This is a genomic window from Streptomyces sp. DS1-CR2 (assembly GCF_055760475.1).
This window is the reverse complement of the sequence record NZ_CM147085.1, coordinates 6,590,192-6,613,100: the sequence shown is the minus strand read 5'-3', so window position 1 is coordinate 6,613,100 and position 22,909 is coordinate 6,590,192. Positions and strand designations below refer to the sequence as shown.

Annotated in this window: 16 protein-coding genes and 2 pseudogenes; 10 read left to right on the top strand and 8 right to left on the bottom strand. The window is 71.0% G+C overall.

Annotated features, from left to right (window positions below):
• Nucleotides 1-11 precede the first annotated feature (11 nt).
• Together hemQ and hemG are read right to left on the bottom strand one after the other, a co-directional pair.
• Nucleotides 12-731, bottom strand: a complete 720-nt coding sequence (gene hemQ, locus ACY0PA_RS31260; protein ID WP_473080839.1) for a hydrogen peroxide-dependent heme synthase — start codon at nt 729-731, stop codon at nt 12-14.
• A 4-nt stretch (nt 732-735) separates the two neighbouring features.
• Nucleotides 736-2,202, bottom strand: a complete 1,467-nt coding sequence (gene hemG / locus ACY0PA_RS31255; protein WP_473080838.1) for a protoporphyrinogen oxidase — start codon at nt 2,200-2,202, stop codon at nt 736-738.
• Nucleotides 2,203-2,349: 147 nt separating this feature from the next.
• Between hemG and ACY0PA_RS31250 the strand changes: the two genes are divergently transcribed.
• From ACY0PA_RS31250 to ACY0PA_RS31240, 3 genes are all read left to right on the top strand, one after another.
• On the top strand, nt 2,350-3,342 hold the full coding sequence (locus ACY0PA_RS31250; RefSeq protein WP_473080837.1) for a DUF4349 domain-containing protein: 993 nt from the start codon (nt 2,350-2,352) through the stop codon (nt 3,340-3,342).
• Nucleotides 3,343-3,369: 27 nt separating this feature from the next.
• On the top strand, nt 3,370-4,752 hold the full coding sequence (locus ACY0PA_RS31245; protein WP_473080836.1) for an FAD-dependent oxidoreductase: 1,383 nt from the start codon (nt 3,370-3,372) through the stop codon (nt 4,750-4,752).
• Between the two features lie 66 nt (nt 4,753-4,818).
• A complete protein-coding gene (locus ACY0PA_RS31240) occupies nt 4,819-5,310 on the top strand; it encodes a hypothetical protein (RefSeq protein WP_473080835.1) in 492 nt (163 codons plus the stop codon).
• 57 nt (nt 5,311-5,367) lie between these two features.
• On the opposite strand, the gene hemE is transcribed toward ACY0PA_RS31240, so the two are convergent.
• Nucleotides 5,368-6,435, bottom strand: coding sequence for a uroporphyrinogen decarboxylase (gene hemE, locus ACY0PA_RS31235; protein ID WP_473080834.1), 1,068 nt, complete (start codon nt 6,433-6,435; stop codon nt 5,368-5,370).
• A gap of 110 nt (nt 6,436-6,545) precedes the next feature.
• On the opposite strand from hemE, the gene ACY0PA_RS31230 reads away from it, so the two are divergent.
• The 7 genes and pseudogenes from ACY0PA_RS31230 (at nt 6,546) to ACY0PA_RS31200 (ending at nt 14,413) form a co-directional block, all read left to right on the top strand.
• Nucleotides 6,546-7,223, top strand: a complete 678-nt coding sequence (locus ACY0PA_RS31230) for a DUF3000 domain-containing protein (RefSeq protein ID WP_473080833.1) — start codon at nt 6,546-6,548, stop codon at nt 7,221-7,223.
• A gap of 362 nt (nt 7,224-7,585) precedes the next feature.
• Complete coding sequence (locus ACY0PA_RS31225; protein ID WP_100591261.1) at nt 7,586-8,248, top strand: response regulator transcription factor; 663 nt, start codon at nt 7,586-7,588, stop codon at nt 8,246-8,248.
• An 84-nt stretch (nt 8,249-8,332) separates the two neighbouring features.
• On the top strand, nt 8,333-9,616 hold the full coding sequence (locus ACY0PA_RS31220; RefSeq protein ID WP_473080832.1) for an HRDC domain-containing protein: 1,284 nt from the start codon (nt 8,333-8,335) through the stop codon (nt 9,614-9,616).
• A 163-nt stretch (nt 9,617-9,779) separates the two neighbouring features.
• Nucleotides 9,780-10,489, top strand: a pseudogene (locus ACY0PA_RS31215) (ferritin-like domain-containing protein).
• Nucleotides 10,490-10,623: 134 nt separating this feature from the next.
• The gene (locus ACY0PA_RS31210; RefSeq protein ID WP_473080831.1) at nt 10,624-11,850 is read left to right on the top strand and encodes a thiolase family protein; all 1,227 of its coding nucleotides are present in this window, start codon (nt 10,624-10,626) and stop codon (nt 11,848-11,850) included.
• Nucleotides 11,851-11,852: 2 nt separating this feature from the next.
• Nucleotides 11,853-13,985, top strand: a pseudogene (locus tag ACY0PA_RS31205) (3-hydroxyacyl-CoA dehydrogenase NAD-binding domain-containing protein); the annotation flags it as partial.
• Nucleotides 13,986-14,053: 68 nt separating this feature from the next.
• A complete protein-coding gene (locus tag ACY0PA_RS31200; protein ID WP_473080830.1) occupies nt 14,054-14,413 on the top strand; it encodes a PIN domain-containing protein in 360 nt (119 codons plus the stop codon).
• Nucleotides 14,414-14,439: 26 nt separating this feature from the next.
• Here the strand turns inward: ACY0PA_RS31200 and ACY0PA_RS31195 are convergent, their stop codons facing one another.
• The 5 genes from ACY0PA_RS31195 to ACY0PA_RS31175 are packed head-to-tail and all read right to left on the bottom strand — an operon-like array spanning nt 14,440 to nt 22,830.
• Entirely contained in the window at nt 14,440-15,708 is a 1,269-nt protein-coding gene (locus ACY0PA_RS31195; protein ID WP_473080829.1) for a phosphodiester glycosidase family protein, read from the bottom strand.
• 16 nt (nt 15,709-15,724) lie between these two features.
• The gene (locus tag ACY0PA_RS31190) at nt 15,725-16,456 is read right to left on the bottom strand and encodes a hypothetical protein (RefSeq protein ID WP_473080828.1); all 732 of its coding nucleotides are present in this window, start codon (nt 16,454-16,456) and stop codon (nt 15,725-15,727) included.
• Nucleotides 16,453-17,214, bottom strand: a complete 762-nt coding sequence (locus ACY0PA_RS31185) for a rhamnogalacturonan acetylesterase (RefSeq protein WP_473080827.1) — start codon at nt 17,212-17,214, stop codon at nt 16,453-16,455. The genes ACY0PA_RS31190 and ACY0PA_RS31185 overlap by 4 nt, the downstream gene beginning before the upstream one ends.
• Before the next feature lie 25 nt (nt 17,215-17,239).
• Nucleotides 17,240-21,643: a glycosyltransferase gene (locus tag ACY0PA_RS31180; RefSeq protein ID WP_473080826.1), complete on the bottom strand. Its 4,404-nt coding sequence runs from the start codon at nt 21,641-21,643 to the stop codon at nt 17,240-17,242.
• Nucleotides 21,640-22,830 carry a CDP-alcohol phosphatidyltransferase family protein gene (locus tag ACY0PA_RS31175; protein ID WP_473080825.1) on the bottom strand — a complete coding sequence of 397 codons (1,191 nt, stop codon included), beginning with the start codon at nt 22,828-22,830 and terminating at the stop codon, nt 21,640-21,642. The genes ACY0PA_RS31180 and ACY0PA_RS31175 overlap by 4 nt, the downstream gene beginning before the upstream one ends.
• Nucleotides 22,831-22,909: the final 79 nt, after the last annotated feature.

Here is a 22,909-nt window from a genome sequence, read left to right as displayed (position 1 = left end):
CCGGGTGCGAACTACGCGAGACCCTCGACCAGTTCGGCGAGGCTCTTGCGGCGGCCCGTGTAGAACGGGACCTCCTCGCGGACGTGCATACGGGCCTCGGAGGCGCGCAGGTGACGCATCAGGTCGACGATGCGGTACAGCTCGTCGGCCTCGAAGGCCAGAATCCACTCGTAGTCGCCCAGCGAGAACGAGGCGACCGTGTTGGCGCGGACGTCCGGGTAGCCGCGGGCCATCTTGCCGTGGTCCGCGAGCATGCGGCGGCGGTCCTCGTCGGGCAGCAGGTACCAGTCGTAGGAGCGCACGAACGGGTAGACGCTCACGTAGTTGCGGGGCGTCTCGTCGGCGAGGAAGGCCGGGATGTGCGAGCGGTTGAACTCGGCGGGGCGGTGCAGCGCCATGTTCGACCAGACCGGCTCGAGGGCGCGCCCCAGCTTCGTACGGCGGAAGAGGTTGTACGCCTCCTGGAGCTGGTCCGCGGTCTCCGCGTGCCACCAGATCATGAGGTCGGCGTCGGCGCGCAGACCCGACAGGTCGTACGTGCCGCGGACCTTCACGTCCTTCGCGGAGAGCTGGTCGAAGAGCTCCTGGACCTCGTCGGCGTAGCCGGTGCGGTCCTCGGGGAGGACGTCTCGGAGCTTGAAGACGGACCACAGCGTGTAGCGGATGACCTCATTGAGGTCCTTGGCCTTCTTGCCGGCGTTCGGGATCTTGGCGGGGGCGTCGTCACTCATGAGGCTATTCTCCCGCGCCGCCGTGCAGACTCTCCACCGGGTGCGCGGTGAGCTCCTCCACGCCGGTCAGGTCGCCGTCCAGCTGGTCGACGGCGGCGTAGGCGCTCGCGATGCAGGCCGGGATACCGACGCCGTCGTACGCCGCCCCGCACACGGCGAGTCCGGGGATCTTGGCGACATGGCCGCGGATGCGCGCCACGCGCGCGTGGTGGCCGACGGGGTACTGGGGCAGGCCCTCGTGCCAGCGCGTGACGCGCGTGGCGACGGGAGTGGCGCTCAGCCCGGTGGCCTCCCGCAGGTCGTGGCGCGACACCTCGACGAGCCCGTCGTCGTCGCGCGCGAGGTCCTTCTCGTCCTGGTAACGGCCCACGGAAGTGCGTACGACGACCAGGCCGGGGTCCTCTGCCGCGATCCAGCCCCACTTGTTCGAGGCGAACGTGGACGCCTTGATCGTGCGGCCGTCGACCGGCGGCACGAGGAAGCCGGAGCCCTCGGGCAGGTGCGCCTCGTCGCGCCGGAACGCGAGGGTGATCAGGGCCATCGAGGCGTACTCGACGGTGCGCAGCTCCGCCGCGGCGGCCGGCGACTCGGTGTCGAGGAGCCGGGCCGCCTTCTGTGCGGGCACGGCGAGGACGACGGCGTCGGCCTCGATGACGCGGTCGTCGACCCGGACCTCCCAGCCGTCTTGGGTGCGGCGCAGTCCGTGGGCGGGGCTGTCGAGGAGGATCTCGCCGCCCCGCGCGCGCACCGACTCGGCGACGGCGAGCGGGAGCTGTCCGATGCCGCCCTCGATGCCCATGAAGACGGGCCCGGTCTGCTGGTTGCGCGCCGCACGCTCCTGGATCGCGCGGACGGCCTCGGTCAGGGAGCGGTGGCCGCGGGCCTCCTCGAAGAGCTGGGGGACGGCGCTGCGCATCGAGATGCGGTACGCGTCGCCCGCGTAGACGCCGCCGAGCAGCGGCTCCACGAGCCGGTCGACGACCTCGCGGCCGAGGCGCTCGGCGACGTACGCACCGACGGCGACGTCGTCGCCGTACTCGGTGGCGGGCAGGTCGCGGTCCCGCTCGATGCGGGCAAGGCCGTCGTCGGACAGGACCCCGGAGAGCGCGGCGGCGGTGCCGGGGACGCCCATCACATGACCCTTGGGCATCGGGCGCAGCGCGCCCCTGGTCCAGAGCGAGGCCGTGGCCGTACCCGGCGGCTGAAGCCGGTCCGTGAGCCCCACCTCGCGGGCGAGGTCCACTGCCTCGGGGCGCCGGGCGAGCATCGACTCGGCGCCGAGGTCGACCCGTACGCCCGCGATCTCACCGGCGCGCAGCTTGCCGCCGAGCCGGCCCGACGCCTCCAGGACGGTGACCTGCGCGCCCGCCGCGAGCAGCCGGTGGGCCGCGGCGAGCCCCGCGATGCCACCGCCGATGACGACCGCCCTCGGGGCCTGTCCCGTTCCCGTACCTGTGTCCGCTTCGCGCATGCCCCCACTGTCTCAGACCGTCGAGTCCCGACCGTGACCGCATCGGGACCACCCGGCAACCACCGAAAGGGGCCGCCGGACCGTCAAAGGAAGCGGCCAGGGCCTGTCCTTGGCCGGCCGTCCCACTCAACCTCCGGGGGTACGTCGATGCGGATATCAGGCACCACAGGAAAGCGGCCGGGGCGCCGCGGGATGCGGGCGGCCGGCGCCGTCCTGCTCGTGGCGGCGCTGGCGCTCACGGGGTGCAGCGCCGGCGCCTCGGACAGCGGGGACTCCGCCAAGGCCGCGGGCGGTGACGCGGCCGCCGCGGACCGGGGCTCCGCGAAGGAGGCGGGCGGGGGACAGTCGGACGCGAAGTCGTCCCGGCGCGAGCCGCCCGAGCTGACCGGCGTCCACATCATCCGCACGGCGACGCTCACCGTGCAGGTCAAGGACGTCCCGCAGGCGCTCGACAAGGCGCGCACGGCGGCCGAGGACGCGGGCGGCATCGTCGGCAACGAGTCGACCGACCGCGACGGCACGGGACATGAGCGTTCCCGTGTCGTCCTGCGCGTGCCGCAGGAGCGCTACAAGCAGGTCCTCGCGGACCTCGCGGGCTCGGGCCGGCTCATCGAGCGGAACGAGAAGGCGCAGGACGTCACCGACCAGGTCGTCGACGTGGAGAGCCGCGTCACGTCGCAGCGGGCGAGCGTGGCGCGGGTGCGCGAGCTGATGGACAAGGCGACGAAGCTGAGCGATGTGGTCGCCCTGGAAGGGGAGTTGAGCACCCGCGAGTCCGATCTGGAGGCCCTGCTCGCGCAGCAGGCGTCCCTCAAGGACCGCACGAGCCTCGCGACGATCACGCTGTCACTGACTGAGACCCCGGTGAAACCGGCGGGGCACAAGGACGACGACCCGGGGTTCACCGACGCGGTCGCGGGCGGCTGGGGAGCGTTCGTGACGATGCTGCGCTGGGTCGCGGTGGCCGTCGGCGCCGTGCTGCCGTTCGCCGTGGTGGGCGGCCTGCTGGTCTTCCTGTGGCTGCGCCTGGTGCGTCCGCGGCTGCCGCGCAGGTCCACCTCTGCCGGGCGGCCGCCCGCGACGGCGCCCGGCCCGCTGCCCGCGCATCCGCCGGCCGGGGCGCGGGGCGAGGAGGAGTGACGGCGGCGCGGACGTAGTTTGGTGGGCATGAGCCCTACACGTGAGCGACTGGTGGTCATCGGCGGCGACGCGGCGGGCATGTCCGCCGCGTCGCAGGCCCGCAGGATGCGCGGCCCCGACGAGCTGGAGATCGTGGCCTTCGAGCGAGGGCACTTCTCCTCGTACTCGGCGTGCGGCATCCCGTACTGGGTCGGTGGCGAGGTGGAAGGGCGCGAGGAGCTGATCGCGCGCACGCCCGAGAAGCACCGGGAGCGGTCCATCGACCTGCGCATGCGCACGGAGGTGACCGAACTCGACTTCGAGGGCGGACGGGTGAGGTCGCGTGAGCTCGACACGGGGACACAGACCTGGACCTCGTACGACAAGCTCGTGATCGCTACGGGTGCCCGGCCGGTGCGGCCGCGGATTCCCGGGATCGACGCGCCGGGCGTGCACGGCGTGCAGACCCTCGACGACGGCCAGGCGCTGCTCGACACGCTCGCCGCGACGCGGGGGCGGCGGGCCGTCGTCGTCGGCGCGGGCTACATCGGCGTCGAGATGGCGGAGGCGCTGATCCGCCGCGGATACGAGGTCACGGTCGTCAACCGCGGGCCGGAGCCGATGTCGACGCTCGACCCCGACATGGGCCGCCTGGTGCACGAGTCGATGACCGGCCTGGCCATCACCATGGTCGACGACGCCCAGGTCACCAAGATCCTCACGGACGGCGACGGGCGGGCGCGGGCGGTGGCGACGACGTCCGACGAGTATCCGGCGGACGTCGTCGTCCTCGGCATCGGCGTCCGCCCGGACACCTCGCTGGCGCGCGCCGCGGGGCTCCCCCTGGGCGAGCACGGCGGGCTCCTCACCGATCTCGCCATGCGCGTGCGCGGACACGAGAACATCTGGGCGGGCGGCGACTGCGTGGAGGTCCTAGACCTGGTCTCGGGCCGCGAGCGCCACATCGCGCTCGGCACCCACGCGAACAAGCACGGGCAGGTCATCGGCACGAACGCGGGCGGCGGTTACGCGACGTTCCCGGGCGTCGTCGGGACGGCAGTCAGCAAGGTGTGCGACCTGGAGATCGCCCGCACGGGCCTGCGCGAGAAGGACGCGCGGCGGGCCGGTCTGCAGTTCGTGTCCGCGACGATCGAGTCGACGAACCGTGCGGGCTACTACCCGGGGGCGGCCCCGATGACGGTGAAGATGATCGCCGAGCGCCGCACGGGCCGTCTGCTCGGCGTCCAGATCGTCGGCCGCGAGGGCGCCGCGAAGCGGGTCGACATCGCGGCGGTCGCCCTGACCGCGGGCATGACGGTGGACCGGATGACGGCCCTCGACCTCGGCTACGCACCGCCGTTCTCACCGGTGTGGGACCCGATCCTGGTGGCGGCAAGGAAGGCGGTGGCCGCCGTCCGGGCGGCGGACTGACCCAGGCGGACCAGTGACACATGGTGATGAATGGCGCGCAATTCATCACCATGTGTCACTGGTCGCATGATCAGACACACCGCGCGTGCGCTCTGCGCCGCCTCGCTCGTCATCGCCCCACTCACCCTGAGCTCGCCCGCCCAGGCCGCGACCTCGTGCACGGTCAACGGCATCCCCGTCTCCAGCGCGACCGTGAACGGAACAGCGGGCAGCGACTTCATCCTATGTTCGACGGTCAACGCCGACGACACGGTCAACGGTCAGGGCGGCAACGACCACATCGTCGTCACCGGCAACGTGGACGGCACGGTCACCGGCGATCTCGGCTCGGACTACGTCACCGTCCAGTCCGGCGGCATCGTCAACGGCACTGTCCGAGGCGGCGCGGGCGGCGACTACGTCCAGGTGAACAACGTCTCGCCGAGCGGCCAGGTCCTCGGCGACAGCGAGAGCGACTTCCTCCGCGCCGGCACCGACCTGGGTCTCGTGAACGGCGGGACCGGCTTCGACGTGTGCTGGGTGTCCGGCGGCAACCCGCCCCTCAGCTGCGAGGCCTGACGCACTACAACGTTGCCGCCGCCGGGCCGGGCGGCGGCAACGTCATGTCCCGCGCCCTCAGACCGCCGTGTGCGTGTGGACGTATTCCGCCAGGCGCGTCAGGGCGTCAGGGTTCGTCGTCGGCGGCACCCCGTGGCCCAGGTTGAAGACGTGTCCCTCAAGCCCCTTTGCGGCGGCGAGGACCTCGTCCGCCTTGGCCTCCACCGCTTCCGGCGTGGAGAACAGGACCGCCGGGTCGATGTTGCCCTGGAGCGCCTTGCCCGGGCCGACGCGGCGCGCGGCCTCGTCGAGCGGCACGCGCCAGTCGACGCCGACCACGTCGGCGCCGGCCTCGCCCATGAGACCGAGGAGCTCGCCGGTGCCGACACCGAAGTGGATGCGCGGCACGCCGTACTCCTCGACGGCCTTGAACACCTTGGACGACGCGGGCATCACGGAGCGCCGGTAGTCGGCGGGGGCGAGCGCGCCGACCCACGAGTCGAAGAGCTGGACGGCGGAGGCGCCGGCCTCGATCTGCACTTTGAGGAACGCGGAGGTGATCTCGGCGAGGCGGTCGAGCAGGTCGGCCCACAGCTGCGGGTCGCCGTACATGAGCGCCTTGGTGTGCTCGTGGTTCTTGGACGGACCGCCCTCCACGAGGTAGCTCGCGAGGGTGAAGGGCGCGCCGGCGAAACCGATGAGCGGGGTGGAGCCGAGCTCGGCCGTCAGCAGACCGATCGCCTCGGTGACGTACCAGACGTCCTCGGGCGTGAGGTCGCGCAGCCGCGCGAGGTCGGCGCGCGAGCGGATGGGCTGCTCGACGACGGGACCGACGCCCGGCTTGATGTCGAGGTCGATGCCGATGGCCTTGAGCGGCACGACGATGTCGCTGAAGTAGATGGCCGCGTCGACGTGGTGGCGGCGCACGGGCTGCATCGTGATCTCGGCGACGAGCTCGGGCATCATGCAGGACTCGAGCATCGGAATGCCCTCGCGCGCCTTGAGGTACTCGGGCAGTGAACGACCGGCCTGCCGCATGAACCACACCGGGGTGTGCGGCACCGGCTCACGCCGGCACGCCTTGAGAAAGGCGGATTCGTACGTCGCTGTCGGCTGCTGGCCCGTGGGGCGGAGGTTGGCACTCACGTCGGAAAGTCTCGCACGGGCGCGAACCCCGCCGGGCGCGGGGACATCGGGGCGGAGGTGCCGGGTGTCTCTCCCTGCGCGAAGGCCGCGTTCCCCTTAATCTTCCCCGCATGGCTGCGGCTGAGGGACGACTGTCGGACGGCGCTGAGGGAATGAGTGAATCGGAGCGGGAGGGGCGCAAGACGAAGGATCCGGTGGACTCGGCACCACCGCCGTTCCGGGCTGCGGTCGAGGCCTTGCAGGGAGCGCGGCTGCGCCCGGAGATCGAGGTGGACCCGACCAAGCCGCCCCAGCGCCTCGCGCCCCACGCATACGCGCTGGAGGCCGCGGTGGTGGACGGCGACGACGACCTCGCGGACGGCCGCCTCGTCCTGCTGCACGACCCGGCGGGGCACGACGCGTGGCACGGGACGTTCCGTCTGGTGACGCTGGTGCGGGCGGAACTGGAGCCGGAGATGGCGGCGGACCCGCTGCTCCCCGAGGTCTGCTGGTCGTGGCTGACGGGCGCGCTCCAGGGGCGGGGACTCACCTACGGGGAGGCGAGCGGCACGGTGACGCGGGCGAGTTCGCACTACTTCGGCGGGCTCAGTGAGCGTGCGCCGGCGTCGCAGATCGAGATCCGGGCCTCGTGGACACCGCGTGAAGGGCCCGCCGGGGTGCCGGACACGGCCTCGCACCTGGCCGCCTGGTGCGATCTGCTCAGCCAGATCGCGGGCCTGCCGCCGGCCGGTCCCGGGGACGCGTCCGTGGTGACGCTGCCCCAGCGCCGGGGGCCGCAGAAGTCCTGAACGGCGGTGCGGGAGTGACTTGTAACGGCGGTGCAGGAGTCCTGACGGGCGAAGAGGTACAGCCATCGGTGGGCGATTTTCGGCCTTCCGCTGCCGGTGACCAGGGGCAGGGACAGTGGCAGGTACAGAACGGATCGGGACCGGACCGGACCGGACCTCGAAGAGTTCCGGTCCCGTTGTGATTCGGTTCGATCTTCGGATGATCGATCGTGCGTCCGAATTGCACGAATTGTTACTCACTAAATCGTGATCTTTCTCTAAAGGCGGGCGGGTTTACTGCCGAAGAGGTCTGTGACCTTGAAAGCACGGTTCGCCCCGGCTTCATCCCCGAGCCGGTCCCGTCCCGCACCCCAGGAGGCCTGGTGTCCGTTCTCCTCGAGCAGCCCGCAAGCCTGGTCGCCTACCGCCCGAACAAGCCGACCGCCATGGTGGTCGTGGCCGACCCGCGCGTCCGTTCCACCGTCACCCGCCACCTGTGGGCGCTCGGTGTACGTGACGTCATCGAGGCCTCGTCCGTCGCGGAGGCTCGTCCCCGCATCGGCAACCCCCGCGACATCTGCGTCGCCGACGTCCACCTTCCCGACGGCTCCGGCCTGACCCTTCTGTCCGAAACCCGTGCTGCGGGCTGGCCCAACGGGCTCGCCCTCTCCGCCGCCGACGACATCGGTGCCGTACGCAACGCCCTCGCGGGCGGCGTCAAGGGCTACGTCGTCACCGGCACCCGTACCAACGTCGGGCTCCCCTCCCGCCCCGGCGCCGCCCCCATCGGGTCCGCCGCGGCCCGTATGCACCGCCGCCCCCCGGGTGCTCCGAGCCACCCGGGCGGCTACCGCGAACTGTCAGGCCGTGAGGTCGAGGTGCTCCGGCTCGTCGCCGAGGGCCAGTCGAACAAGGCCATCGGAGTCTCGATGGGCCTGTCCGCGCTGACCGTCAAGAGCCACCTCGCCCGCATCGCGCGCAAGCTCGGCACGGGTGACCGCGCCGGAATGGTCGCCGTGGCCCTGCGCACCGGCATCATCCACTGACCCTGACTGGTTTACGTACCTTCATCGCCCGTCGACGGAACGTTCCGTCGACGGGCGCTGTACATACACAGATACCCTTGACAGGTGACCGACGCCCAAGAGACCGCAGCAGACACTTCACTGCGAACCACCGGGGGCGCACCCCCGGACGACGGCGGCTCTGTTGCGGAGGTGCCGATCCCCCTGCTCGAGCCGCGCGAGGGCATCCCGCCGGTGATCGCCGACGAGGCCTCCCTGGCCGAGGTGGTCGCGGCCTTCGCCGCGGGCACCGGGCCCGTGGCCGTCGACGCCGAGCGCGCCTCCGGCTACCGCTACGGGCAGCGCGCCTACCTGGTGCAGCTGCGCCGCGAGGGCGCGGGCTCCGCGCTCATCGACCCCGTCGCGTGCCCCGACCTGTCCGCCCTCGGCGACGCGATCGCCGACGCCGAGTGGGTACTGCATGCCGCGACACAGGACCTGCCGTGTCTGCGCGAAATAGGTATGGTCCCCAGCCGCCTCTTCGACACCGAGCTCGCCGGGCGCCTGGCCGGTTTCCCACGCGTGGGGCTCGGCGCGATGGTGGAGAACGTCCTCGGCTACGTACTGGAGAAGGGCCACTCCGCCGTCGACTGGTCGACGCGGCCCCTGCCCGACCCGTGGCTGCGCTACGCCGCGCTGGACGTGGAGCTCCTCGTGGACCTGCGGGACGCGCTGGAGAAGGAGCTCGACCGGCAGGGCAAACTGGACTGGGCGCACCAGGAGTTCCATGCCATCGCCTCGGCGCCGCCCGCGCCGCCCCGCAAGGACCCGTGGCGGCGCACGTCCGGGATGCACAAGGTGCGGCGCCGCCGGCAGATGGCCGTCGTACGGGAGCTGTGGACCGCGCGGGACCGGATCGCGCAGCGGCGTGACGTGTCGCCGGGCAAGGTGCTCGGGGACGGCGCGATCGTCGAGGCGGCGCTCTCGCTTCCCGCGAATGTGCACGCTCTGGCGGCGCTGCCCGGTTTCGGGCACCGTACGGGCCGGCGTCAGCTGGAGCAGTGGCAGGCGGCCGTGGACCGGGCGAAGGAGCTGCCCGACGCGGAGCTGCCGCAGCCCGGGGCCCCGCTCGCCGGGCCGCCTCCCCCGCGGGCCTGGGCCGACAAGGACCCGGTCGCCGCGGCGCGGCTCTCCGCGGCGCGGGCCGCGGTGTCGTCGCTGGCCGAGACGCTGAACATGCCGCAGGAGAACCTGATCACTCCGGACACGGTCCGCCGCGTGTGCTGGGAGCCCCCGGGCGACCGCTCCGAGGCGGCGGTGGCCGGGGCGCTGCGCGGGTACGGGGCGCGGACCTGGCAGGTAGAGCAGGTCACGCCGCTGCTCGCCGAGGCGCTGAAGCAGACGGTCTGACACCGGCCCACGTACGCGAGGACGCCCCCGGGATGATCCCGGGGGCGTCCTCGCGCATGTGCGCACCCGGCCACGCGCCCCGCCGGTCGGCGTTCGTCGCGGTTCTGTACCGGTGACTCCTCGCGGGGACCGGCGCCGGGGTCCTCCTGATTGGGTCGTTCCCATGATCACCAGGGGGTACGCGGCGTGGGTGCGGGAGTTCGAGGGCCAGCGGGAGCGGCGGAGAGCGGCCGGGGATCCCGACTGGGGGCAGGGGGCCCGTGTGCATCCGGCGGTGTGGCGCAGTGTGCGGCGCTTCCAGGTGGGCGAGAGCGGTGACGGGGCGAATCTGATCGCCAAGGCCGACCGGGCGGGCGACGCCCCGTACGCGCGTGCCGTCCGGCTGTTCGTGGCCGAGGAGCAGAACCACGCCCGGCTGCTCGGGCTGCTGCTCGGCGCCGGCGGGGTGTCGCCGCTCGCGTCGCACTGGAGCGACACCGTCTTCGTCCGGCTGCGCCGGCTTCTCGGGCTGCGGCTCGAACTCCTGGTCCTGATGGTCGCCGAGGTCGTGGCGCTGCGTTACTACCGGGCGCTGCGCGACGGCACCGACGACGGGCTCACGACGCAGGTGGCCGGCGCGATACTCGCCGACGAGGAGCGGCATGTGCCGTTCCACTGCGAGCGGCTGCGCGAGGCCTTCGCGCGGGTGCCTCGCCCTGTGGGGCGCCTGGTGCTCCTGGGGTGGCGGGCGCTGCTTCTCGCCGCGGCGCTCGTCGTCGCCTGCGACCACGGCTCGGCGCTGCGCGGGTTCGGGGTGGGACGGGTCGGTTCGTCCGTGACGTGGTGGCTTCGGCGGGGCCCGTGGTGCGCTCGGTTCTCGATCGCGCGGTGTGACCTTCGCCGCTCCGGCCGGGGGGACTACACGTCTTGGTTACCCGCAAGTAGCATGACGGTATTCGCAGCGCGCTTCCCGCACCCCGGGTGCGCGCCGCGCGGCAGTGCCATCCCGCATCTGGAGGAGAGCCATCGTGCCTCGTACCGTCAGGGACGTCGTCTTCGTCGACGGCGTCCGCACCCCGTTCGGCAAAGCGGGCCCGAAGGGCATCTACCACGAGACCCGCGCCGACGATCTCGTCGTGAAGGCCATCAGGGAGCTGCTGCGCCGCAACCCGGCCCTCGACCCCGCGAAGATCGACGAGGTCGCCATCGCCGCGACCACGCAGATCGGCGACCAGGGCCTGACCCTCGGCCGCACCGCCGGCATCCTCGCGGGCCTCCCGCAGTCCGTGCCCGGCTACTCCATCGACCGCATGTGCGCCGGCGCGCTGACCGCCGTCACCGCCACCGCGGGCTCCATCGCCTTCGGCGCGTACGACGCCGTCATCGCCGGCGGTGTCGAGCACATGGGCCGCCACCCCATGGGCGAGGGCGTCGACCCGAACCCGCGCTTCGTGTCGGAGCAGCTCGTCGACGAGTCCGCCCTGTTCATGGGCATGACCGCCGAGAACCTGCACGACCGCTACCCGCACATCACCAAGCAGCGCGCCGACGAGTACGCCGTGCGCTCGCAGGAGAAGGCGGCGAAGGCGTACGCGAACGGGAAGATCCAGCAGGACCTCGTCCCGGTCTCCGTGCGCAACACGAACCCGGACGTCGGCGAGACCGGCTGGGGCCTGGTCACCGCCGACGAGCCGATGCGCCCGGGCACCACGCTGGAGAACCTGTCCGGCCTCAAGACGCCGTTCCGCGTACACGGCCGCGTCACCGCGGGCAACGCCGCCGGTCTGAACGACGGCGCGACCGCGTCGATCATCGCCTCCGAGGACTTCGCCCGCGAGCACAACCTCCCGGTGAAGATGCGCCTCGTCTCCTACGCCTTTGTGGGCGTCGAGCCGGAGGTCATGGGCTACGGCCCGATCCCGGCCACGGAGAAGGCCCTCGCCAAGGCCGGTCTGTCGATCGAGGACATCAACCTCTTCGAGATCAACGAGGCCTTCGCCATCCAGGTCCTCGCCTTCCTGGACCACTACGGCATCGCCGACGACGACGCGCGCGTCAACCAGTACGGCGGCGCCATCGCGTTCGGTCACCCGCTGGCCTCCTCCGGCGTGCGCCTGATGACGCAGCTGGCCCGCCAGTTCGAGGAGCAGCCCGAGGTCCGCTACGGCCTGACCACGATGTGCGTCGGCTTCGGCATGGGCGCCACGGTCATCTGGGAGAACCCGCACCACAAGGACGCCGGAGGCGACAAGTGAGCATCACCACCACTGAGCTCCTGAAGGGCGCGGCCGAGCTGTTCCCGGACGAGGTCGTCACGTCGGCGAACGTACGCCACCTCGACCTGCCGTTCGGCGCGGGCCGGTTCGCGCTGATCACGCTCGACAACGGCTTCGACCACACCAAGCCGACCACCTTCGGCCCGGCCTCGCTCGCGAACCTGAACGCCGCGATCGACCAGGTCGAGAAGGAGGCGGCCGAGGGCACGATCGTCGGCGCCGGCATCACCGGCAAGCCGTTCATCTTCGCCGTCGGCGCCGACCTCAAGGGCGTCGAGCTCCTCAAGAAGCACGACGACGCGCTGGCCATCGGCAAGGGCGGCCACGAGGTCTTCAAGCGCCTCTCGGGCCTCGCCGTGCCGACGTTCGCGTACTACAACGGCGCGGCCATGGGCGGCGGTGTCGAGGTCGGTCTGCACTGCACCTACCGCACCGTCTCCAAGGCGCTGCCGGCCTTCTCGCTCCCCGAGGTCTTCCTCGGTCTGGTCCCGGGCTGGGGCGGCTGCGCCCTCCTGCCGAACCTGATCGGCGCCGACAAGGCCGTCTCGGTCATCATCGAGAACTCGCTCAACCAGAACCGCCAGCTCAAGGGCAAGCAGGTCTTCGAACTCGGCATCGCCGACGCGCTCTTCGAGGGTGCCGACTTCCTGGAGCAGTCGCTGATCTGGACGGCGAACGTCCTCAAGGGCGACGTGAGCGTCGAGCGCGCGGAGGTCGACCGCGGTGACGCGTGGGACGAGGCCGTCGCGCGCGGCACGTCCATCGCCGACAGCAAGGTGCACGGGGCGGCCCCGGCCGCGTACCGCGCACTGGAGATCATCGCCGCCGCCAAGGACGGGAACCTGCAGGCCGGGTTCGACGCCGAGGACAAGGCGCTCGCCGACCTCATCATGGGTGGCGAACTGCGCGCGGGCATCTACTCGTTCAACCTCGTCCAGAAGCGCGGCAAGCGCCCGGCGGGTGCGCCGGACAAGTCGCTCGCGCGTCCGGTCACCAAGGTCGGCGTCGTGGGTGCGGGCCTGATGGCCTCGCAGCTCGCGCTGCTGTTCCTGCGCCGCCTCGAGGTGCCGGTCGTCCTGACCGACATCGACCAGGAGCGCGTCGACAAGGGTGTGGGCTACGTCCACGCCGAGATCGACAAGCTGCTCGGCAAGGGCCGTATCAACCAGGACAAGGCCAACCGCCTCAAGGCGCTGGTCTCCGGTGTCCTGGACAAGGCCGAGGGCTTCTCCGACGCCGACTTCATCATTGAGGCCGTCTTCGAGGAGATCGGCGTCAAGCAGCAGGTGTTCGCGGAGGTCGAGGCGGTCGCCCCGGCGCACGCGATCCTCGCCACCAACACCTCGTCCCTCTCGGTCTCCGAGATGGCGTCGAAGCTGAAGCACCCCGAGCGGGTCGTCGGCTTCCACTTCTTCAACCCCGTCGCGATCCTCCCGCTCCTGGAGATCGTCCGCGGCGAGCAGACCGACGACGCCTCGCTGGCCACGGCCTTCGGTGTCGCCAAGAAGCTGAAGAAGACGGCGGTTCTGGTGAAGGACGCCCCGGCGTTCGTCGTGAACCGCATCCTCACCCGCTTCATGGGCGAGATCCAGAACGTCATCGACGAGGGCACCCCGGTCGAGGTCGCCGAGAAGGCCGTCGAGCCGCTCGGCCTGCCGATGTCCCCGCTGGTCCTCCTGGAGCTGGTCGGTCCGGCGATCGGTCTGCACGTCTCGGAGACCCTGAACCGCGCCTTCCCGGAGCGCTTCACGGTGTCCCCGAACCTCGCGGCGGTCGTCAAGGCCGGCAAGCGTGGCTTCTACGTGTACTCCGCCGAGAACGACTTCAAGCCGGAGCTCGACCCCGAGGTCGCCGCGCTCCTCAAGCAGGGCGATGTCGTCCTGACCGAGGAGCAGGTCCGTGACCGCGTGCTCGACGCGGTGGCGCAGGAGATCGGGCTCATGCTCGACGAGGGTGTCGTCGCCGAGGCGCAGGACATCGACCTGTGCCTGATCACCGGCGCCGGCTGGCCCTTCCACCTGGGCGGCATCACGCCGTACCTGGACCGCGAGGGCGTCAGCGAGCGGGTGACCGGCAAGCGGTTCCTGGAGCAGGGTGTGGCCAGCGTTCCGGCGTATGAGCGGCCTGGATACGCTCCCCGCCTGCGGCGGCTCACGACCGCCAGGGAGAAGGGCCGGAACACATGACGACGCTGCTGATCGTCGACGGTGCCAATGTCGTCGGTTCGGTCCCCGACGGGTGGTGGCGCGACCGGCGGGGCGCGGCGGAACGCCTTCGGGACAGCCTGGTGACCTATGCCGAGCGCGAGGGCGTCGACATCGTGCTCGTCGTGGAAGGCGCGGCGCGCGGCGTGGAGTCGGTGCCGGGCGTGCGGGTCGAGTCGGCGGCGGGGAGCGGCGACGACCACATCGTGGAGCTGGTCGCCACAGTGGGCGGCCCCTGCGTCGTCGTGACCGCGGATCGCGAACTGCGGTGCAGAGTGGGCGCGTTGGGGGCGGAGTGCGTAGGGCCACGGACGGTGTACGGGGGCGGGCGGGGGTAGTCCCGGGACGCCCGTGCGAGCGTCCCTCAGCGCTCGGGGACGATCACGATCGCGTTCGACACCTTTCGCTCTCCCGGGCCCGAACCATGGCCCCCCGACGGACGGTTGCGCACCTGGCCGTCCACGACGGCCGTGCTGGAGCCGCCGCCGTCCAGGTTCACCGCGTCGACGGCACCCAGGGAGACCATGATCCTTGCCGCCTCCGCGAACGTCGCGCCGACGCTTGTGCCGGGCCACCGGCCGTCGAGGACGACGAGCAGGAGCGTGCCGTCCGCCGTCACCCCGGCGACGGTCCGCGGATGCCGGGTGGTGACCGCCGAGGCCGGATAGCCGTTGGCCCGCGCGTTGATCCACACGTGTCCGCCGCGGACCAGGGCGGGCCCCGCCCCGATGAACGAGACACCACGGCCGCCCACGACGCCGCCCCGCGGATCCGTGACCCGGTTCGTCACCTTCAGAAAGTGCCCCACCCGCGCGTGGTCCCGCAGCCACCGGGCCGCCCCGCCCGCGCCTACGAGAGTGCGCCCGTCGGCCGGAATCGCGCCGCCCGCCGGGGAACGCAGCCGCGTGACCGTGCCGTGCGCGTCCAGGACCGCCTCCGTACTGCCGGGTCCGGCGGCGGGGGACGACGGGCCCCACTGCGGACGGAAGTCGATCAACTCCGAGTTGTCGACGCAGAGTTCGCCGTGCCGGGGTGCCGTCACCGGCCGGTCCGTACCCGCGAGCACGTCGCCGCTCACGCCGCCGCACCCGAGGATCCATCCGGGCCTGCGATCGATCCCGTCCACGGTCCTGCGGGCTCCGTCCGACGAGAGCACCGAGGTCGCGGAACGCAGCTCGGTCACGCGCGGCCGCCCCCTGCCGAGGACGAGGGCGGTGCTCCGGTTCGCGGCCTCGCTCAAAAGGCGTCCGTCCGTGCCATAGATGCCGAGCGGATCGCCTTCGTAGCCGCCATGGTGCTCACCGGTGTGGACATCGAAGAAGGTGCCGTTGACGGCGGCCGCGGCGTCCGCGCCGGCCGCCAGTTGACGCACGGTGGACGTTCCGGCGAGTGTCCTGCCGTGCGCGGCGGTGACCGTCGCACGGGCGTCGGGCGCGACCGAGAGGACGTGCACGCGTACGGGCTCGCCGTCGGCCAGGGTGCGGGTCGACCGCTGGTAGGTGACTCCGCTCGGCAGCCCGGCCGCCCGCGCGGCGGCCGCCGGCGGGCCCGCGCCGTCCGTCCGCTCTCCCGTGGGCGCTCCGCACGCGGCCAGTGTCATCGCCAGCGCGACGACGCCCGTTCGCCGTCTCATGCCGCCCATTCGCCGCTCACCCCTGGAGGGGCAGCGCACCGGGTGAACCGGCCAGGTCCCCCATGAACAGGGTGACTTCGGACCACACGACGTGTCCCCCGGCCGCCTCGAAGGAGCAGGCGAAGTGGTCGTATCCCTGGTAGGTGGGATCCGACCGGTAAGTCACGCTGCCGTCGGGGGCGCAGGTGACCACTCCGTACCGTGCGCAGGTGGCGCCGGTCAGCCGCAGCCCCTGCGCCGGGCTGAAGCCGGCAGGAATGGTGACCCGGGCGCCGGGGGCGAGCATCACGCTGCGGCCGGGAAGCCAGGCCCGACGGACTCGGAAGCCGCCCTCGGACACCGCGGACGACGAGATCAGCTTGTCGCCCTCGTTCAATATCACGCCGACGCTGACGCGCGGCAGGACGACCGCGCCTTCGGGGGCGTCGTCGCGGATGCGCAGCGTGGAGATGACGGTGCGGGGCTCGGTTCCGGTGGTGTACGTCGCGTAGCGGCCGTTCTTGGCGAGATGGGCGAAGCCCTTGTGCGCGGGCATGACGGCGGCCGTGCCGAGCAGGTCGTCCATGAGGTAGCCGTAGGTGCGGTAGGCCCCGCCGGTCGGCTGGACGGTGACGGCGAGCTGCACCTCCTGGCCGGGGCCGAGGGGGACGGACGGGTCGGCGTCGGCGGCGAGTTCGAGCCGGCCGCCGTACTCGGAGTGGCGGGGGTGAGTGACCCAGGCCTGGGCCAGCGGGAACCAGGTGCTCACGCGGCCACCGCCCGCTCCGCCGTGACCTGTTCGAAGGTGTGGTCGTCGGGCCACTGGAGGCAGTCCTCGGGAAGGTACTGGACGTCCAGGTTGCGGAAGCGGTCCGGGGCCAGCAGGCCGGTCACGCGCATCGTGTCGGCGACGTGGCGGGCGCATTCGAGGGCGCCCGCCGGCCTCAGATGGGTGTTGTCCTCGATGCCTTCGGGGTAGTTCGGGTGCTCACCCGGTTCCAGGTGAAGGAAGGCCCGCCGGGTGCCGTCGGGTCCGGCCTGCCGCCACCAGTCGGTGGTCCAGCGGTGGAGGTCGACGAGCGGGACGGTCAGCGCGGCGGCGAGCTCACGCACGGCCTCCGGGTAGAGGCCGGACGGGTGCCACATGTTGCCGTGGGCGTCGAACGACCGCCGGTCGTGGCTGGTGACGAGCACCGGGTGGGCGCCGCGGTCGCGCGCTCCGTGGACGTACTGGCGCAGGTACCACTGGAAGTCGGTGAACGGGGCGGTGTGGCGGCCCGGCTCCGGCTTGAGGTCGATGAGGCCGAACGAGATCAGGAGCAGGTCGCCGGGGGCGAGTCTCTGCAGGATCCAGGCGAGCCGTCCGCGTTCCAGGAAGCTGCGCGAACTGGCCCCGGCACGTGCCGCGTTGACGACCTCCGCACCCTGCAAGAACACCGGCAGCGCCTGCCCCCAGCCGGCCATCGGGGCCATGCTGTAGGGGCGGGTGGCGACCGTCGAGTCGCCGGCGAGGAAAACGCGTGTCATCGGTTGTGCTCCGTCCGCTCTCGCGTCATACGGCCCCCACCACGCCGGGGTCCATGGTCTCGATCACGTCGTAGGCGCGCTCGCAGTTGAACGTGTCGCGCAGCACGAAGAAGTCCTCTGCCCGCTTGCGGTACTCGGGTTCGACCTCGAAGCCCCGCTCGATGGATCCGATGATCTCGTTCACGGCGTGGTCGACAGTGCCGCATGTGGGCCCGAAACCGTCCCTGGCCAGGTCGAAGTAGCCACGCTTGTAGTGCTTGCTGTAGAAGGCCTCGTCGTCGAAGTTCGTGTAGACGATGGGCTTGGCCATGTACGCCACGTCGAAGAAGACCGACGAGTAGTCCGTGACGAGCATGGAGCACTCGCGCATTGCCAGCTGTACGTCGCGGCCCGTGGTGGACACGGTGATCGACGGGTGGTCGATGCGGAAGTGCTTGAGGTACGGCCGGATCTCGTAGTGCGGCATGAACTCCAGTTCCACGTTGTAAAACTGAAGGGCGCTCAGCAGCCGCTCGTCGCGGAGCAGCGACGAGAAGAAGCGGTAGTACTCGGATGCGGCGAAGGGGATCTCGGGCTTGGCGGCCTTGTTGTAGGACGGGGCCACGATGTCGCGGCGCCAGGTCGGCATGACGAGGATCCGCCGCAGTCCCGGCACCGGTTCGAGCGCGTCGAAGCGTGGCAGGCCGGTGGCAGCGACCCGGTCGTAGCCGTAGCCGCAGTGCTCCGCGTAGTAGGCGCGCTCGCTGCGTCCGGTGGTGAGGACCATGTCGACGTTGGTGACCTGCGCGTGGATGGACGGCGCCACGTCGTTGTAGACGACGCCGTGCTGCAGGAACACCCGCTTGTAGCGAAGCAGATCGCCGTATCCGCGCAGGAAGGCCCGCTTGGACAGACCGGGGAAGCCGAGGTAGGCCTCCAAGTCGTACGCGTTGATGAGGCGCGAGGCGTGCAGCAGGTGGACACGGTACTTCCAGGAGAGGCGGTCGATGACCTGTCCGAGGTGGTCGATCTTCTCCCGGTCTGCAGCGTCGCCGTTGATGGCGTAGTACACCTTGCGCTTGGGCTCGTACTGCCGGATCCACTTGAACAGGTGGTACGAGTTGTCCTGCGCGGTGTCCTCGCGCTCGCCGATGATCCAGATGTCCTTGCGGTGCAGCCAGGGGTGAGTGAGCCAGTACAGGAGCCGGGTGCGCCAGCCAGGCCTGCCGGGCAGGGCGGACCTGAACTCCCGGCCGAAGCGCCTGAGTTTGTGGGTGGCCCGGCGCACAAGGCCCGCGACCCGGCGCAGCGTGATCTGCTCGTCGTCGTCGATGACGAGCAGGAGCGTGGCGCGGCGCACGGGGTGGACGCCCTTGAAGCGGTGCAGCATCTGCCGTGCTTCGACGGAGATGTCGAGGTGCCGGTCGCCGTCGTGGACGCGGACGGTGAGGGTGAGGTCGCGGTTGCTGATGCCCTTGAAGTCGTCCGGGCGCAGGACGGCCCGCCAGCCGGAGTACCAGTCCTGTTCCTTGCGGGTGCGCCAGCGGTCACGGCGGTAGACCTGCTCGACGGGGACGGTGCGCTCGGTGCGGCCGTCGCCGAGGACGAGCTGGATGCGGTTGTCGAACTCGTGCGAGATGTCGGTGCCGGACAGGACGAACAGGCCCTGGAGGACGATCTGTTCGCGCTCCGTCTCGAAGGTCTCGAGGACGGCCTTCTGCCGGTCCACGCGCAGCAGCGAGGTCGGGACGTTGTCGACGGTGAGCCTGCGGTGCAGGCCCTGGTCGTCGATGTGCAGATGGGGCAGGTACTCGGGCTTGGCGTGCGGGTCGCAGAACAGCGCGAAGTTCCCGGTCCGCACGGCGTGGTGCTGCAGGCGTGAGATGGGGACGACCGCGTACTGCAGGATCAGGTCGTCCGGTATCTGCGCGTAGACGTCGTAGAGGGCGGGGAAGATCGCGCTGATCTCCGCGCGGCTCATGATGCGGTGGATGTTGCGCAGGTACGGCTGCATGGTGCGTACGACGAAGCGCTGTGCGAGGCGCGTGGTGCGCGGGTTGAGCGTGGCGGTACGCCTCAGGACGTGTCCGCACAGGCGGATCAGCTCCTGGGTCTTCACCGAGTCGTTCCAAGGCAGGTCGAACAGCGAGTCCTGCTGTTCCTGGTCGCGCTCGTAAAAGGTGGCCATGGGCGCGATCGCGACGCGGCGCGCGTGCAGGAGGGCGGGCACGGCCATCCAGGCGTCCTCGTAGCCGGGTCCCTGGCCGCAGCGCAGCCGCTGCTCGCGCAGCAGCCTGGTGCTGAGGAGCTTGGCCCCCAGGTCCGTGGAGAAGACGAGGTAGGGGGCGTCGTCGAGGCGTGCCACCTGGTCCGCGCCCTTGGCGAAGTACCGCTTCCACGGCTGGTCGGTGCCGCGCCGGGGGCCGGGGAAGTTGTCCTGGTCTCCGATGACGACGTCGGCCTTGGCCGAGCGGGCGGTGCGCAGGAGGCGGCCGAGGCTGTCCTCGCCGAGGATGTCGCGGGCGCGCGCGAACATCACGTAGGGCGCGCTCACGTACTGCAGCCCGTTGTCGAAGGCGACGCGCATGCCCATGGGCACCTGTGTGACGACCGAGACGTTCGGGTAGTGGGCCGCGAAGGCGGCGAGCCGGCCGGGGGTGCTGTCGCCCGATCCATCGTCCACCAGGATCACCTGGGTCCGGATGAATTCGGCCTGGGCGGCGAGGGAGCTGAGGAACTCGTACAGGTTGTACTCGTCGTTGTGGCAGTGCACGACGAGCGAGAGGGCGTACCGCTTCGGGGGTGCGGCCGGCTCCGGAGCCCTGCTGCCGGCCCACCACAGCCAGGGCGTCCCGCGCGGGTCGAGGCCGGCCTGCTGCTCGCTGGTCTCGGGGCGCAGCGCGAGGTTGCCGCTGACGGTTTCGTAGATCTCGTACGTCTCACCGTCGCCGCGGTAGCGCTCCTGGCCCACGTCGACGCCGCGCACGCAGACGGTCGTGGTGGCGCGCTGTCCGGCGTGCCGGATCTGCACGAAGAGGTTCCATGTGGCGCCGCTGCCGGACTCGCCGACGGTCTCGTCTAGGTCCACCGTGGTGTGGTAACGGATGTACTCGTCGTCGACCTCGACGCCGCTGACCGTGAAGGTGTGGTCGGTCTTGGGGCTGCGGCGGCGCAGAACCGCGGTCAGTTCGAGCTTGTCCTTGGGGCCGATGCGGCCGAACTGGTTGCGGATGTAGCCCGTAACGTGGAGCTCGCCGTCCCGGATCTCGGCGCGCGTGGCCTGGTTGAACAGACGGGCGTCGGAGAGGGTCTGGCCGGTGAGGTCGAGGTCGGTGACGTCGAGGAAGCGCTCGGCGTGCGGTCGGCCGAGCAGCGAGCCCGACCAGTAGACCTTCTCGTCGCGCTCCACCAGGTCGGAGCTGAGCACGCTGCGCCGCTGGGTGTAGTCGGAGACCGAGAGCGCCACGTCGACCCTGCCGTGCATGAGCCCGAAGGCCCGCACGCGTTCCAGGGGGCCGCACAGGTCGTACGCCTCCGGGGTGAACGACCGCAGATAGGGAGCGACGAACTGCACGAAGCCCTGGCGGTAGCCGTCGTCGCCGGTACGCAGTTCGGGCGTGTAGAGCCTTAGGTCGTGCGAGAGGAACTTGGCGGCCTTGTGGGCCATCAGCTCGTGCGCGCCGTTCTGCGCGAGGAAGGCGTCGGCCCACTGGTGCACGAGGACGCGGTCGCGGATGCTGCGCAGTTCGCCGCGCCGGTTGGTGATCGACGGCGCGTCCGTCTCACGCTCCCAGATCCAGCGGTAGACGGGGGCCGCGAGGAGGGTGATGGAGCGGGCGCAGTAGCCGGCAACGGTGGAGAAGTACGTGTCCTCGAAGTACACGCTCTCCGGGAACCGGATGCCGTTGTTGAGCAGGAAGTCGAGGCGGTACAGCTTCGCCGCGGCGATCGGGTCGTCGAACAGTTCGGGCATGGCCCGGAGCCCGCCGGCGACGGTGCGGTCGGTGCCGTAGAGCTGGGGCTGCCAGACGGTGATCTCGTCCTTGGCGAGGTTCACACGCAGGGCGCGGCCCGCCGTGATGTCGGCGCCGGTGGTCAGGGCGGAGGCGAGGAGGACTTCGCATGCCTTGTGGGGCAGTTCGTCGTCGGCGTCGAGGAACATCACGAACTGGCCGCTCGCGGCCTCGATGCCGTTGTTGCGGGGCGCGCCGACACCGCCGCTGTTCTGCGGGCGGGCGATGACGCGCACCCGGGGGTCGCGCAGGGCGTACTGCTGGGCGACGGCGAGGGTGCCGTCGGTGGAGGCGTCGTCGACGACGACGACCTCCACGCGCTGGTGGGTCTGGCCGAGTGCGGAGCGCAGGGCGCGGTCGAGCGTGGCGCTCGCGTTGTACGCGCCCACGACCACGGTGACCGTGTACGCGGTCGGTTCGACGTGCTGGTAGTTCATCGCGAGCGCCCCTCGGCCTCCATCCAGGTGTCGTCGGTCCGCTGCACCGGGATGGGCCGCGTGACCGTGTGGGGCGGGTACGGGGTGGCCCGGCCGGCAGCGGCGTACGGGGCATGGCTCTGGTACTGCGGCTGCGGATAGGGCTGGAAGCCCGGGTCCTCGTACGGCTCAGGGGTGGGGAACCGTTCCTCCATCGCGACCTCGGGCGGCGCCGCGGGGACGCGCCCTCGGTGGCGGCCCGCGAACAGGTGGTCGGCGACGGTGCCGGCCGTGGACGGCGTGGGCGCCAGCTCCTCCATGACCCGGGTGAAGTCACGGGTGGACAGCCAGAACTTGTACATGATCACGAGCTCGAAGAGGCCGAGCAGTGCGGCGGAGACGGCCGTGGTCCACAGGATCTGCCCGATCAACGGTCCCACGATGAAGATGAACATCTGGAACTCGATGCCGCTGATCAGGTGCGGCCTGACACGGCTGCGCAGGAGCGCCTGACGCACCCGGGTGTACCAGGGGAAGCGCCCCCGGAACTGGGCGTGCAGGTCGACGACTTCACCCGTTCCGGAGTGCTGCTTCAGCACCTCGGCCTCGACGCCGGGGTTCTCCCGGAGCAGGTCCTCCATGAAGACGACCTTGGGCTCGGCCTCGGGCTCCTGCGCCGCCCGGGCCTGCGCCTCGACCGCCTTCCGCTCCGCCGTCACCTTCTCGATCTTCGTACGCATGGACATGCGCATCTTGTAGATCTGCAGGGCGTCGACATAACGCAGCATGTCGAGGAAGACCACGACGAGCGCCGCGAGCAGGTAGTAGGCCTCGTGCGTGCGCAGGTACTGGCCGCCCATCAGGGCGAGGGCGCAGAACAGCACGCGGATGCGGTCGAAGACGTAGTCGAGCCAGCCGCCGAAGACGGAGCCATTGCCCTTGAGACGAGCGAGTTTGCCGTCGATGCAGTCGAGGATGAAGCTCACGTGGTAGAGGGCGGCTCCGATGATGAGCGAGGTCTGGTCACCGCGCAGGAAGAGCCACGCCGAGCCGAGGCCGACGAAGAGCGCGGCCCAGGTGACGCGGTTCGGGGTGACGCAGCGGAAGCGGGCCAGCCAGCACAGCATCCGGGTCGCCACGGGGTCGACCAAGAGCACTGTCCACCAGGCGTCACGCTTCTTGCACGTGAGCTTCTGAACAGCTCTCAAGGACAGCTTTCTCATTGACCCTCAGCCTCGACCCGACTGAGGCTCGACACCTCAGAGTCTTCACGTGCAGTTCACATCA

Excerpts from the sequence above, each read along its gene's own strand:
- hemQ (WP_473080839.1), bottom strand. The coding sequence starts at position 731 with ATGAGTGACGACGCCCCCGCCAAGATCCCGAACGCCGGCAAGAAGGCC.
- hemG (WP_473080838.1), bottom strand. The coding sequence starts at position 2,202 with ATGCGCGAAGCGGACACAGGTACGGGAACGGGACAGGCCCCGAGGGCG.
- ACY0PA_RS31250 (WP_473080837.1), top strand. The coding sequence starts at position 2,350 with ATGCGGATATCAGGCACCACAGGAAAGCGGCCGGGGCGCCGCGGGATG.
- ACY0PA_RS31245 (WP_473080836.1), top strand. The coding sequence starts at position 3,370 with ATGAGCCCTACACGTGAGCGACTGGTGGTCATCGGCGGCGACGCGGCG.
- ACY0PA_RS31240 (WP_473080835.1), top strand. The coding sequence starts at position 4,819 with ATGATCAGACACACCGCGCGTGCGCTCTGCGCCGCCTCGCTCGTCATC.
- ACY0PA_RS31230 (WP_473080833.1), top strand. The coding sequence starts at position 6,546 with ATGGCTGCGGCTGAGGGACGACTGTCGGACGGCGCTGAGGGAATGAGT.
- ACY0PA_RS31200 (WP_473080830.1), top strand. The coding sequence starts at position 14,054 with ATGACGACGCTGCTGATCGTCGACGGTGCCAATGTCGTCGGTTCGGTC.
- ACY0PA_RS31195 (WP_473080829.1), bottom strand. The coding sequence starts at position 15,708 with ATGAGACGGCGAACGGGCGTCGTCGCGCTGGCGATGACACTGGCCGCG.
- ACY0PA_RS31185 (WP_473080827.1), bottom strand. The coding sequence starts at position 17,214 with ATGACACGCGTTTTCCTCGCCGGCGACTCGACGGTCGCCACCCGCCCC.
- ACY0PA_RS31180 (WP_473080826.1), bottom strand. The coding sequence starts at position 21,643 with ATGAACTACCAGCACGTCGAACCGACCGCGTACACGGTCACCGTGGTC.